Source organism: Cupriavidus sp. WKF15 (genome assembly GCF_029278605.1).
Lineage (GTDB): Bacteria > Pseudomonadota > Gammaproteobacteria > Burkholderiales > Burkholderiaceae > Cupriavidus.
In genome coordinates this window covers 2,412,435-2,425,226 of record NZ_CP119572.1, presented here as the reverse complement: position 1 = coordinate 2,425,226, position 12,792 = coordinate 2,412,435, and the positions used below count along the sequence as shown (strand labels likewise).

Annotated in this window: 9 protein-coding genes; 4 read left to right on the top strand and 5 right to left on the bottom strand. The window is 67.7% G+C overall.

Translation table 11 applies throughout. From position 1 onward, the window contains the following. Nucleotides 1-29 precede the first annotated feature (29 nt). The 4 genes from CupriaWKF_RS11330 to xdhA all read right to left on the bottom strand — a co-directional run bounded on the left by CupriaWKF_RS11330 (nt 30) and on the right by xdhA (nt 6,151). Nucleotides 30-1,085, bottom strand: a complete 1,056-nt coding sequence (locus CupriaWKF_RS11330) for an adenosine deaminase (RefSeq protein ID WP_276097976.1) — start codon at nt 1,083-1,085, stop codon at nt 30-32. Between the two features lie 20 nt (nt 1,086-1,105). Further along, nucleotides 1,106-2,098 (bottom strand): xanthine dehydrogenase accessory protein XdhC, encoded by a 993-nt coding sequence (gene xdhC / locus CupriaWKF_RS11325; RefSeq protein WP_276100772.1) that lies wholly within the window; start codon nt 2,096-2,098, stop codon nt 1,106-1,108. A 165-nt stretch (nt 2,099-2,263) separates the two neighbouring features. After that, the gene (gene xdhB, locus CupriaWKF_RS11320) at nt 2,264-4,636 is read right to left on the bottom strand and encodes a xanthine dehydrogenase molybdopterin binding subunit (RefSeq protein WP_276097975.1); all 2,373 of its coding nucleotides are present in this window, start codon (nt 4,634-4,636) and stop codon (nt 2,264-2,266) included. 12 nt (nt 4,637-4,648) lie between these two features. After that, on the bottom strand, nt 4,649-6,151 hold the full coding sequence (gene xdhA, locus CupriaWKF_RS11315; RefSeq protein ID WP_276097974.1) for a xanthine dehydrogenase small subunit: 1,503 nt from the start codon (nt 6,149-6,151) through the stop codon (nt 4,649-4,651). A 209-nt stretch (nt 6,152-6,360) separates the two neighbouring features. Here xdhA and CupriaWKF_RS11310 point away from each other — a divergent pair, with 209 nt between their 5' ends. Beyond that, on the top strand, nt 6,361-7,308 hold the full coding sequence (locus tag CupriaWKF_RS11310; protein ID WP_276097973.1) for a LysR substrate-binding domain-containing protein: 948 nt from the start codon (nt 6,361-6,363) through the stop codon (nt 7,306-7,308). Nucleotides 7,309-7,364: 56 nt separating this feature from the next. On the opposite strand, the gene CupriaWKF_RS11305 is transcribed toward CupriaWKF_RS11310, so the two are convergent. Further along, nucleotides 7,365-8,144, bottom strand: coding sequence for an extracellular solute-binding protein (locus CupriaWKF_RS11305; protein ID WP_276100770.1), 780 nt, complete (start codon nt 8,142-8,144; stop codon nt 7,365-7,367). Between the two features lie 196 nt (nt 8,145-8,340). Between CupriaWKF_RS11305 and CupriaWKF_RS11300 the strand changes: the two genes are divergently transcribed. From CupriaWKF_RS11300 to CupriaWKF_RS11290, 3 genes are all read left to right on the top strand, one after another. Then, nucleotides 8,341-9,438 (top strand): substrate-binding domain-containing protein, encoded by a 1,098-nt coding sequence (locus tag CupriaWKF_RS11300; protein ID WP_276097972.1) that lies wholly within the window; start codon nt 8,341-8,343, stop codon nt 9,436-9,438. 94 nt (nt 9,439-9,532) lie between these two features. Further along, on the top strand, nt 9,533-10,135 hold the full coding sequence (locus tag CupriaWKF_RS11295) for a DUF4126 domain-containing protein (protein ID WP_276097971.1): 603 nt from the start codon (nt 9,533-9,535) through the stop codon (nt 10,133-10,135). Between the two features lie 117 nt (nt 10,136-10,252). After that, nucleotides 10,253-12,757 (top strand): FtsX-like permease family protein, encoded by a 2,505-nt coding sequence (locus tag CupriaWKF_RS11290; protein WP_276097970.1) that lies wholly within the window; start codon nt 10,253-10,255, stop codon nt 12,755-12,757. Nucleotides 12,758-12,792 lie beyond the last annotated feature (35 nt).

Genomic DNA, 12,792 nt, shown 5'->3' with positions numbered 1-12,792 from the left:
GCAGGGCCGGGCATAGGTATGCGCCGCGCTCAGGCCGCAGGGGCCGTGGCGGGCGGGGAAGTGGGCGTTGCCGACCAGAAGTGGTCGACTTCCGCCAGGAACTCGGCTTTCTGCACCGGGGGCAGGAAGGCCGCTTCAAAACTGTTGCGCGCGAGCTGGTGGGCATCGGCGGCATCGAGCGGCAGCGCCTCGAACGTGGCTTCCCAGTTGGCGTTCATGTAGCCGCCGAAGTAGGCCGGGTCGTCCGAGTGCAGCGTGATCATGACGCCGGCATCGAGCATGCGCTTGAGCGGATGCTCGCGCAGGTCCGGGTGCACCTTGAGCTTCTGGTTCGACAGCGGACATACCGTCAGCGCCACGCGCTCGCGCGCCAGGCGCTCGATCAGCGCGGCATCGTCGATCGAACGCACGCCGTGGTCGATGCGTTCGACCTTGAGGATGTCGAGCGCGTCGCTGACATACTGCGCGGGGCCTTCCTCGCCGGCATGGGCCACGAGGTGCAGGCCGAGTTCGCGGGCACGCGCGAACACGCGCGCGAATTTCTCGGGCGGGTTGCCTTGTTCCGAAGAATCGAGCCCGACGCCGACGAAGCGGTCACGGTACGGCAGCGCGGCTTCCAGCGTCGCGAATGCGTCCTCCTCCGGCAGATGCCGCAGGAAGCAGAGGATCATGCTGCTCGAGAAATCGTATTCGGTGCGCGCCTGAGCCAGCGCGTCGGCGATGCCGTCGATCACGGTGCCGATCGGCACGCCGCGCGCGGTATGGGTCTGCGGATCGAAGAAGATCTCGGCATGGCGGACGTTGTCGGCGACGGCGCGCTTGACGTAGTCCATGGTCATGTCGAAGAAATCTTCCTCCGTCAGCAGCACGCTGGCGCCGGCGTAGTAGATATCCAGGAACGATTGCAGGTCGGTGAATGCATACGCCGCGCGCAGGGCCTCGACGCTCGGGTAGGGCAGGGTCACGTGGTTGCGCTGGGCCAGCCGGAAGATCAGCTCGGGTTCGAGCGTGCCTTCGATATGCACGTGCAGTTCAGCCTTGGGGGTACGGCGGATCTTGTCCGCCAGCGCGGCATCGATGGTCATGGGGGGCCTCGGTCTTGTGGTTACGGATGCACCGTCTCCCCGTGGCTCGCGTGCAGCGCGGCGAGGCGCTGGTCGCGGACCTGCAGCAACTGGGCGACGATGGCTACCGCAATCATAGCCGGAGCCTTGTCTGTGATCCCCGATACCCCCATCGGGCAAGTCATTTCCGGGAAGCGTGCCGGGTCGACGCCATGGTCCGCAAGCCGGTGTTCGAAGCGAGCGCGCTTGGTCTTGGACCCGATCAGCCCGAAGTACGCGAAGTCCGTGCGCCGGAAGATCTCCTCGCACAGGGTCTGGTCCAGCGCGTGGCTGTGCGTCATGACCAGGAAATAGCTGCCCGCGGGCGCCTGTGCCACCACGGCTTCGGGCGTGTCGCTGGCCTCGGCCTCGACGTTGTCGGGCAGGCCGGCCGGGAACAGTGTGTCGCGCTCGTCGACCCAGTGCACGCGGCAGGGCAGGTTGGCGAGGACTTTCACCAGGGCATGGCCGACATGGCCCGCGCCGAACAGCACGACGTGCATTTCGTCGGGCACCAGGGTGTCGGTCCATGAGCCGTCGGCTTCCAGTGTGACGGCCGGCACGACCGCACGGGCTTGCGCAAAGGTCACGGCACCATGGGCCGGCACCGAGCGCTGCAATGGCTTGCCCGCGGCAAAAGCGGCCTCCACGGCATCCAGCCAGTGCAGGTCATCCTTGCCGAGGACTTCGAAAGCCAGTTGCACGACGCCGCCGCAGCATTGGCCCAGCGCCGGGCCCAGCGGAATGCGCTCGATGCGGCGCTGCTCCTTGCCTTCATCGAGCATGGCACGCGCGATATCCATGCCGCGCCATTCCAGGTGCCCGCCGCCGATGGTCCCGACCAGGTCGTTGGCGCTGACCAGCATGCGGATGCCTGGCTCGCGCGGCGCGGAGCCCTTGACTTCGACGATGGTGACCATTGCCACCGGCACGCCGGTGCGCACCATGCGCGCGGCGTCGGCGAAGCGGAAGGGTTTGAGCGGTGCATCCTGCATGTCGGGGGCCTTTGGTCGGTGACGCCGGCTCATGCCGGTCTCGTTGTCAATCGTGCTGTCGGTTGGCTGCCTGGGGGTGGCGCGCGCCTGCGCGAGCGGCCGGCCCCTGGCCCGTCGGCGGGCGGGCAAGGGGGGAAAGTCCGGCGGGCCCGGCAGGCGCGCGCGTCAGGCCGGCTGTGCGGCGCGTTCGGGCATAGCCCGTACCTCGCGTACCGCTTCCACGGCGTCCAGGATGGCTTCGCTGGTGGCCGGTGCGCGCAGCGGCGGGTTGACCTGGTAGTCACCCACGGCCGCGATCGCGTCGCGGATCGCGAAGAACACCGAGAACGGCAGCAGCAGCGGCGGTTCGCCCACAGCCTTGGAGCGGTGGATGCTGTCTTCCACGTTCCGGTTCTGGAACAGGCGCACGTTGAATTCTTCCGGGCAGTCGTTGATGGTCGGGATCTTGTAGGTGGACGGGGCATGCGTCATCAGCTTGCCGTCCTGGTTCCACCACAGTTCCTCGGTCGTCAGCCAGCCCATGCCCTGGATGAAGGCGCCCTCCACCTGGCCGATGTCGATGGCCGGGTTCAGCGACTTGCCCGCATCGTGCAGGGCGTCGGCGCGCAGCAGCTTCCATTCGCCGGTCAGCGTGTCCACCAGCACCTCGGAGCAGGCCGCACCGTAAGCGTAGTAATAGAACGGCCGGCCATGCAGCTTTTTCTGGTCCCAGTGCAGCTTGGGCGTGGTGTAGAAACCGTCGGACCACAGCTGCACGCGCGCCAAATAGGCTTCGCGGGCGAGGTCGCCGAAGGACGCGCGCAGTTCGCCGGCGACGACTAGATCGTCGTTGAAGCGCACGGTATCGACCTCGACACCCGCCTTGCGGGCGATGAACGCAGCCAGGCGCTCGCGGATCTGGCGCGCGGCGTCCTGCGCGGCCTTGCCGTTCAGGTCGGCGCCCGTCGACGCGGCGGTGGCCGAGGTATTGGCCACCTTGCTGGTGTCGGTCGCGGTCACGCGCACGCGCTCCAGGCGGATGCCCAGTTCATGCGCCACCACCATCGCCACCTTGGTGTTCAGGCCCTGGCCCATTTCGGTGCCGCCGTGGTTCACCAGCACCGAGCCGTCGTTGTACACGTGCACGAGCGCGCCGGCCTGGTTGTAGTGGGCCACGTTGAACGAGATGCCGAACTTCACCGGCGTGATCGCGATGCCCTTCTTCAGGACCGGGCTGGCCGCGTTGAACGCACGCGTGGCCGCGCGGCGCGCGCGGTATTCGCTGGTCGCCACCAGTTCGTCGATCAGTTCGTGGATGACGTTGTCTTCCACGGTCTGCCCATACGGCGTGACATTGCGCTCGGTCTTGCCGTAGAAGTTGGCGCGGCGCACGTCCAGCGAGTCCTTGCCGACATTGCGTGCCACGTTGTCGAGGATGTACTCGATCGCGAACGCGCCCTGCGGGCCGCCGAAGCCGCGGAACGCGGTATTGCTCTGCGTGTTGGTCTTGCCGCAGTAGCCGTCGATCTGCACGTTCGGCAGCCAGTAGGCGTTGTCGAAGTGGCAGATCGCGCGGGTCATCACCGGGCCGGACAGGTCGGCCGAGAAGCCGGCGCGCGACACCATGTCGATCTTTACGCCTTCGATGCGGCCTTCCGTGTCGTGGCCGACCTCGTAGTCGAACACGAAGTCATGGCGCTTGCCGGTGATCATCATGTCGTCGTCGCGGTCCGGACGCAGTTTGACCGGGCACATCAGCTTCCACGCCGCCAGCGATGCGCAGCAAGCGAACATGGCCGATTGCGATTCCTTGCCGCCGAAGCCGCCGCCCATGCGGCGGCATTCCACCAGCACCTGGTGCGCATGCCAGCCCAGCATGTGGGCCACGGCGTGCTGCATCTCGGTCGGGTGCTGGGTCGAGCACCACACATGCATGCCGTCGTTTTCGCGCGGCGCGGCGTAGGCGATCTGGCCTTCCAGGTAGAACTGTTCCTGGCCGCCCAGGCGGATATTGCCGGCGTCGCGCTGCGCGGCAGCGGCGATATGCTGAACCGGCTCGCCGCGGGTCAGGTGCATCGGCGGCAGCACGTAGCTGCCCGCCGCGTGCGCGGCCTCGGGCGACAGCACCGGGGGCAGGTCTTCATATTCGATGACGCCTAGCCTTGCCGCGCGGCGCGCCGCATCGTGCGACGTCGCCACCACCACGAAGATCGGCTGGCCGATGAACTGCACCACGTCGCGTGCCAGGATCGGATCGTCGTGGATGATCGGGCCGCAGTCGTTGACGCCGGGAATGTCGTCCACGGTCAGCACGTCGACCACGCCCGGCGCCGCGCGCACCTTGTCGAGCGAAATCGACCTGATGCGGGCATGGGCGCGGCTGCTCATGCCGAGCGCCGCGTGCAGCGTGCCGGCCAGCTCGGGAATGTCGTCGGTATAGGTGGCGGTGCCCGCCACGTGCAGGTGCGCCGATTCGTGCGGGCGCGAGATGCCGACCTGCGGCACGGTCTCGTCGGCCACGCTGGCGTCGAGCAGGAAGGGTTCGGTTTGCTTGTTCATGCCGATCTTTCCTCAGGCCGTGGCGGTTGCGGTGGCGCCGGCGCCGATCGCGCGGACGTTGACGGCGGATGCGGGCAGCGCATCGGCGCGCGTCTCCAGCCAGAAGCGGTACAGCAGGTTGGCGGCACCGCGTGTGCGGTACGAGGCGGTCGAACGCATGTCGGTCAGCGGCGTGAAGTCCTGAGTAAGGGCGGCCATGCCGGCGCGCACGGTGGCCTCGTTCCACGGCTGGCCGGTCAGCGCGGCCTCGGTGGCCGCGCCGCGCTTGGGCGTGGCGGCCATGCCGCCGAACGCAACGCGCGCCTGTGTGATCACACCTTGCTCGACCGTGATGCCGAACGCGGCGCACACGGCGGAAATATCCTCGTCAAAGCGTTTGGACAGCTTGTAGGTCCTGAAGTGCTGGGGTCCCTTGACCGGCACACGCAGCGCGGCGACGAACTCGCCCTCGGCCATGGCCGTCTTCTGGTAAGCCAGGTAGAGGTCTTCGAGCGGCAGCGTACGGCGCGTCTCGCCGCGTTGCAGTACCACTTCGGCACCCAGCGCGATCAGGGCCGGCATGGAGTCGCCGATCGGCGAGCCGTTGGCGATATTGCCGCCGAGCGTGCCGGCATTGCGGATCGGCAGCGAGGCGAAGCGCTTCCACATTTCTTCGAGCTCGGGGTGCGCGGCGGTCAGCGCCGCATAGGCCTTCTCCAGCGTCACGCCGGCGCCGATCTCGATCATGCCGTCGCACTCGGTGACGGACTGCAGGTCTTCCACCTGGCCGATATAGAGCAGGTTGCCGAGCTCGCGGAACTGCTTGGTCACCCACAAGCCCACGTCGGTGCTGCCCGCCAGGATGCGGATGCCCGGTTCGGCAGCCTTGATCGCGCCGAACTCCGCCGCGGTGCGCGGGGCGTAGAAGTTCTGTCCCTGGGCGCTGTAGCGGAAGGTCTCGCCGCGCTTCAGGCTGCGCAGCTTGTCGGCGATCTGCTTCGGGTCGAGCTTGCTCGCGTGCGGCGCGGGCAGGGCCATCATGCGCTCGCCGGCGTCGATGATCGGGCGGTAGCCGGTGCAGCGGCACAGGTTGCCGGTCAGCGCGTCGCAGATGGTCTGGCGCGGCGGGGCTTCGCCGCCCGGGGTGTGCTGCTGGTACAGCGCCCACAGCGACATGACGAAGCCGGGCGTGCAGAAGCCGCATTGCGAACCGTGGCATTCGACCATGGCTTCCTGCACGGGGTGCAGGGTGCCGTCGGCCTGGCGCAGGTCCTCGACGGTGATCAGCGCCTTGCCGTCGAGCGTGGGCAGGAACTGGATGCAGGCGTTGACGGCCTTGAATTCGACATCGCCGCCGTCCTGCAGCTCGCCGATCACGACGGTGCAGGCGCCGCAGTCGCCTTCGGCGCAGCCTTCCTTGGTGCCGGTGCAGCGCACGTCCTCGCGCAGGTACTGCAGCACGGTGCGGGTAACGGGGGCGTCGGATACTTCCCTGACCTGGCCGCGATGGAAAAAGCGGATGGTTTGCGTCTCCATGGTCTTTATCTCGTTCTGTGATGGCGGAAACATAGCATCGGTGCAATTCATGCAATATTCGGCCCAGGTGATATGCCCCATCAGAAAGCCCATCCATCGGCCCTCCCACGCCCGGATTGACCGATGGCGGGTTGCCTGACATACACTATGCGCCGTTCCCTTCCCCCACGCCAGGCTCCCGGCCAAGCCCCGGCAGCACCCCTATCGCCATGCACGGACGCGACCATCTCGATACCTATTTGCTGCGGGTGCTCCACACCCTGCTGACCGAGCAGAGCGTGACCCGCACGGCCGTGCGCCTGGGCCAGTCGCAGCCGGCCATCAGCAATACGCTCAAGCGCCTGCGCGAGATCACCGGCGACGCCATTTTGGTGCGGGGCAAAAGCGGCATGGTGCCGACCGAGCGCGGGCGCGAACTGCTGGAGCTGGCCGAACAGAGCCTGGCGGCGATGGACCGCATCGCACGGCCGCCGCAGCAGTTCGACCCGGCCACCACCACCCGTACCTTCCACCTGGGCGCGCCGGACTACCTGGACGCCTTCTTCCTGCCCAACATCGTCGAGCGCATGCGCCGGCTGGCCCCTGGCGCCAAGCTGTTCGTGCACCCCATGACCTCGTCGGGCGACTTCCTTGAAGACCTGGAGCAGGGCCAGCTGGACATCGTCGTCGGCAACTGGCTGTCGCCGCCGGAGCACCTGCATATCTCGCCGCTGTTCGACGACGAGGTGGTCTGCATGCTGGGCGCCCAGCATCCGCTGGCGCGCAAGGGGCTGACGCTCAAGCACTACCTGGAGATGCCTCACCTGGCACCCGCGCCCTATGCATCGATGCAGCGCAGCATGATCGACCAGGCGCTGGCCGAACAGGGGTACAAACGCAATATCCAGGTGACGCTGCCGTATTTCGGGCTGGTGCCATATGTGCTGATGAAGACCGACATGGTGTTCACCACCGGCCGCCAGTTTGCTGCGCACTATGCGCAGTACCTGCCGATCCGCATGGTGCCGTCGCCGGTCACGTTCCCGCGCATGCGCTTCTACCAGCTCTGGCATGAGCGCTGCCACGCGGCGCCTGACGTCATGTGGATGCGCAGGATGATTGCCGAAGTCGCCGCCGACCTGCCGCAGCTGCCGAGGCTGGAGGCGGAGGCGGGCTGAAACGGGTAAGGGCAGCGCCGGGCTGCCCGTGATCCGCAGTCGTGGCGTTGACCAGCTTACTTGCTGGCTTGGGTAGCCTTGTAGTCCGGGAAGAACAGCTGCTCGCCCTCGACCTTGTAGCCGGCGATAGCCTGCTGGCCTTCCGGCGAGGTAATCCACTCCACCAGCTTCATCGCGTCGGTGTAGTTGGTCCCCGGGTGCCTGGCCGGGTTAACCGCGATGATGCCGTACGGATTGAACATTTTCGGGTCGCCCTGCAAGGCGATGGCCAGCCCCGTCTTGGCGCGGTAGGCGCCATAGGTGGCGCGGTCCGACAGCGTATAGGCCGGCATCTGCGCGGCCATGGTGAGCACCTCGCCCATGCCCAGGCCTGCATTGACATACCAAGGCTGGCCCTTCGGCTCGATGCCGAGCTGCTTCCAGTAGTCCTTCTCCATGACGTCGGTGCCGGAGTTGTCGCCGCGCGAGATGAACTTGCTGCCGCTGCCTGCGAGCTTACGGAAGCCCGCCAGTACGTCCTTGCCCCCCTTGATGCCCGCCGGATCGCTGGCCGGACCCACCACGATGAAGTCGTTGTACATGACGTCGCGGCGGTTGACGCCGTAGCCGCCCGCCACGAACTCGTCTTCCATCTTGCGGGCGTGCACGAGCAGCACGTCCACGTCGCCCATCTCGCCCATTTTCATGGCCTTGCCCGAGCCCACGGCGATGACCCTGACGTTCACGCCGGTCTTCTGCTCGAACTTGGGCAGCAGGTACTTGAGCAGCCCCGAGTTTTCCGTGCTGGTCGTGGTGGCAAGTTTCAGTTCGCCCGCCTGCGCAGCGGAGAGCGCCATCAGGCAGGCGATGCCGGCTACGACGGGGAGCTTGCGGAAGACGGTCCGTAACAAGTGGAGTCCCTCTAGTTATGTTTCAAGAAACATAATTGCCACGCCAAGACGGGTCGTGGAGAATGCGGAAAACTATACGAAAAGCGGGGTGAACCATTGTCATCGACGCGCATTCAAGATGTAAATATGCAAGGCGGAACATATGACATTCCGTTTTGACCTGTTCCCTGTGATTGCCGCGGACGACAACCCGCGAGCCAATGGCAAGGTATTCCAACTGCTCAAGGCCGTGCGCGAGACCGGTTCACTGCACCGCGCGGCGCGCGAAATCGGCCTGTCCTACCGCCATGCCTGGGGCGTGATGCGCACATGGGAGGCCATGCTCGGCCGCTCCGTGCTCGACATGGAGCGCGGCCGCGGGGCGTCGCTGACACGCTTTGGCGAACGCCTGCTGCGTGCAGAAATGCGCCTGCGCGAGACCCTCGACCCGGCCATGCAGCGCGCCATGGCGGAGTTCATTGCCGAGCTCGATGACGCGGCCCAGCCCCAGACCAGCGTGCATTTTTCCGGCAGCCACGACCCCGCCATCGAAGTGCTTGCCGGCGCCCTCAAGGCCCAGACGTCGGGACTCCAGCTCGATACCGTGTTCTGCGGCAGCGTGGAAGGGCTGATCTGCCTGCAGGAACGGCAGTCGGAGCTGGCCGGTTTCTATGTTTCGCCAGTGCAGACCGCGGGGTCCGTTGCGCACCTGACCCTGCGCAAGTGGCTGCGGCCCGCATCAGTGCGCCTGTTGCGCCTCGCGTGGCGCGAGCAGGGCCTGATCGTGGCGCCGGGCATGGCTGGCGAAATCCATGACCTGCGTGACCTGGTGCGCACCCAGGCGCGTTTCGTCAACCGGCAGCGCAGTTCCGGCACACGCATGCTGTTCGACCAGCTCCTGGCCACCCAGGGACTCTATCCGGACCAGATCGCCGGCTACGACGAACCTGAATTCAGCAACGAAAAGGTGGCGGAAGCCGTCCATGCGGGGCGGGCGCAGGTCGGTTTCGGGCTGCGCATGAATGCCGAGGCCCTGGGCCTGGGCTTCGTGCCGCTCACGCGGGAGGCGTACTACCTGGCACTGCGCAAGAACGACCAGACTGCGGGCTGGATGTCAGGCCTGCTGGCATTGCTGGCGGACCCCGCATTCGCGCGCCGCATCGAGGCGTTGCCGGGATACGCCATGGCCGAGCCCGCCGGCATCCTGACGCCCCAGGAAGCGTTGCCGTGGTACGGGGCGGACGGCAAGGAGGGCAGCTGAAACGCTGGCGGCGCCGGCCCGATTGCCGGCACGGCGTTCGCGCTACACTCCTTGCAAGGCCCGGACCATCCTCACCGCCATCCCAAGGAGCCCTATGCTGGAAACCGCCGCGCTGGCCGCAGGCATGTCCTGGGCCAGCGGCTTTCGCCTCTACCTGGCCGTCCTGACCGCCGGCGTGCTGTCGCGCCTCGGCTGGCTGCACCTGCCGCCCGGGCTGCACGCGCTGGAGTCCTGGTGGGTGATCGGCGTGGCGGCGGTGCTCGCGCTCGCGGAGTTCGTCGCCGACAAGGTCCCGGGTTTCGATTCGGCGTGGGACGCCATCCATACCTTCGTACGCATTCCCGCCGGCGCCATCCTGGCCGCGGCGGCATTCGGCCAGATGGATCCGCAGTGGATGGTCGCGGCCGGGCTGATCGGCGGGACCCTCGCCGGCACGGCCCATGTCGCCAAGGCCGGCACGCGCGCGCTGATCAATGTCTCGCCGGAACCGTTCTCCAATTGGCTGGCCTCATTCACTGAGGACGTCACGGCGACCGGAAGCCTGCTGCTGGCTTTTTTCCTGCCGGTGCTGTTCCTGGTCCTGCTGGCTGTCTTCCTGCTGATTGCCGTCTGGCTGCTGCCCAGGCTATGGCGTGGCGTGCGTCGGCTCCATGCCAGCTTGCGCAACCGCCCGGAGCCGCCCGCAAGACGAACCTGACCACCACGACTAATGCCAACCGAGCCCGCTGCCGCGCCCGATACTGCCGTTTCCCGACCTGCTGCATTCCATGCGCCGCCGGGACGCCGATTCTCCGCCTGGCGCCAGGCCTTGCGCATGGCCCGGCGCGACTGGCTGGCCGGCGAACTGACCCTGCTGCTGTTCGCGCTGGTGCTGGCGGTCGCCGCGCTGACCAGCGTCGGCTTCCTCTCCGACCGCATGCGCCTGGGGCTCGAGCGCGATGCGCGGCAGATGATCGCGGCGGACGTGCTGCTGGTGTCGGACCACCCGTTCGATGCTGCGTTCTCCAGCCATGCGGCCGAAAACGGGTTGGCCGTGGCGCATACCGTGACCTTCCCGAGCATGGCGACCGCACGCCGGGCCGATGTCCCGGCTGGCGCCGAAGCGCCGAGCCAGCTCGCCGCGCTCAAGGCGGTCAGCCCTGGCTATCCGCTGCGCGGCAAGCTGAAGGTCGCGGCCACGCCGGGCGGCCCGGAACAGGCCGCCGAGGGCATTCCGGCTCCCGGCACGGTCTGGGTGGACGAGGCGCTGCTGGGCGCGCTGGGGCTGCGCGTGGGCGATGCCCTGCAGCTTGGCAGCCGCACGTTCCGCATCGACCGCATCGTCACGCAGGAACTCGATCGCGGCGCGGGCTTCATGAATTTCGCGCCGCGCGTGCTGATGCCGCTGTCGGACCTCGACAGCACCGGCCTGATCGGCTGGGGCAGCCGCGTGAGCTACCGCCTGCTGGTCGCGGGCCCGGACGCCGCGGGCCGTGCCTACCAGCGCTGGGCCGCTGGCGAGATCGACCGCCTCAAGCTGCGCAACACGCGTGTGGAATCGCTCGAATCGGGACAGCCGCAGATGCGCGCCACGCTGGACCGGGCCGAGCGCTTCCTGTCGCTGGTCGCGGTGCTGTCGTCGATGATCGCCGCGGTGGCGATCGCCATGTCGGCGCGCCGCTATATGCAGCGGCACACCGATGCGTGTGCGGTCTACAAGTGCATGGGGCTGTCGCGCCGGCAGATACTGGCGGCCTTCGGCATCGAATTCCTGCTGCTCGGCGCGGGCGGCGCCATGGTGGGCGTGGTGCTGGGCTATCTGGCGCACTACGGGCTGCTGCTGTCGCTGGGCGGGCTGCTGCAGGTATCGCTGCCGCAGCCGTCGTTGTTGCCGGCGATGGTGGGCGTGCTGGCCGGGCTCGTGCTGCTGGCGGGCTTTGCCCTGCCGCCTCTGCTTGCCCTGACGCGCATAGCGCCGCTGCGCGTGCTGCGCCGTGATATCGGGCCGCCGCCCGTGTCGGCCTGGGCGGCCTACGCGCTGGGCCTGGGCGCCTTCGTCGCGCTGCTGCTGGTGGCGGCGCGCGACCTGCGCCTCGGCCTGACGACTGCTGGCGGGTTTGCCGCGGCCGGTGCCGTGTTCGCACTACTGGCACTGGGGCTGCTGACATTGCTGTCGCGCGCGCTGCGCGGCCGGCTGTCCGGCCGGTCCGCCGTGGGCTGGCGCTTCGCGCTGGCCGTGCTGGAGCGGCGCCGCGGCGTGACCGTGCTGCAGACCGTGGCCCTGGCGGTGGGCCTGATGGCGCTGCTGTTGCTTGGCATGACGCGCAACGACCTGATCGATTCCTGGCGCAACGCGACGCCGGCCGATGCGCCCAACCGCTTCATCATCAACATCCAGCCGGACCAGCGCGAACCGCTGCGCGGCATGCTGGCCGCGGCGGGCATCCATGACCTGCTGTATCCGATGGTGCGCGGCCGCCTCACGCAGATCGGCCAGCGTCCGATCCGTGCGGACAGCTACGCCGAAGGGCGCGCGCGCAACCTGGTGGAGCGCGAGTTCAACCTGTCCTATACCGACGCGCTGCCCGAAGGCAACCAGGTGGTGGCCGGGCACTGGCTCAATGGTTCCGGCGCGGGCGCCTCGGTCGAGGAGGGCATCGCCAAGACGCTCGGCATCCGGCTTGGCGATACCTTGCGCTTTGACGTCGCCGGCCAGACTGTTCAGGCGCCCGTGACGTCGCTGCGCAAGCTCGACTGGGGATCGATGCGCGTCAATTTCTTTGTGATCCTGCCGCCGGCCGCCATGCAGGGTTTGCCCGAGACCTACATCACCGCCTTCCATCTGCCGGCCGCGAGCGCGGCGCTCGGCAACCGGCTGATCGCGGCGTTTCCCAACATCACCGTGGTCAATACCGACCTGATCCTGCGGCAGATCCAGGCAGTGCTGGACCAGGTCATCGCCGCGGTGGAATTCCTCTTTGTATTCACGCTGGCAGCGGGTATCACGGTGCTGTACGCGGCACTGTCCGGCGCGCGCGACGAGCGCATGCGCGATGCCGGCCTGCTCAAGGCGCTGGGAGCGTCAGCCGCGCAGGTCAGGCAGACGCAGTACGCGGAGTTCCTGGTGGTTGGCGGGCTCGCGGGCTTGCTGGCCAGCCTGGGCGCGATCGCGGTCGGCTGGGGGCTGTCCCAGCACGTCTTCGACTTCCCGTACCGCTTCAATCCGTGGATCGTGCCGACCGGCGTGGTTTCTGGCATGCTGTGCGCTTTTGCGGGCGGCTGGCTGGGCCTGCGCGATGTGCTGCGCCAGCCGGCGCTGGCGACCTTGCGTGACGCGTGATGCCCTGGCGCCCCTGCGCTGTTTGCGAGTACCTG

Coding starts and splice junctions, on each gene's coding strand:
- CupriaWKF_RS11330 (WP_276097976.1), bottom strand. CDS start 1,085: ATGACCATCGATGCCGCGCTGGCGGACAAGATCCGCCGTACCCCCAAG.
- xdhC (WP_276100772.1), bottom strand. CDS start 2,098: ATGCAGGATGCACCGCTCAAACCCTTCCGCTTCGCCGACGCCGCGCGC.
- xdhB (WP_276097975.1), bottom strand. CDS start 4,636: ATGAACAAGCAAACCGAACCCTTCCTGCTCGACGCCAGCGTGGCCGAC.
- xdhA (WP_276097974.1), bottom strand. CDS start 6,151: ATGGAGACGCAAACCATCCGCTTTTTCCATCGCGGCCAGGTCAGGGAA.
- CupriaWKF_RS11310 (WP_276097973.1), top strand. CDS start 6,361: ATGCACGGACGCGACCATCTCGATACCTATTTGCTGCGGGTGCTCCAC.
- CupriaWKF_RS11305 (WP_276100770.1), bottom strand. CDS start 8,144: ATGGCGCTCTCCGCTGCGCAGGCGGGCGAACTGAAACTTGCCACCACG.
- CupriaWKF_RS11300 (WP_276097972.1), top strand. CDS start 8,341: ATGACATTCCGTTTTGACCTGTTCCCTGTGATTGCCGCGGACGACAAC.
- CupriaWKF_RS11295 (WP_276097971.1), top strand. CDS start 9,533: ATGCTGGAAACCGCCGCGCTGGCCGCAGGCATGTCCTGGGCCAGCGGC.
- CupriaWKF_RS11290 (WP_276097970.1), top strand. CDS start 10,253: ATGGCCCGGCGCGACTGGCTGGCCGGCGAACTGACCCTGCTGCTGTTC.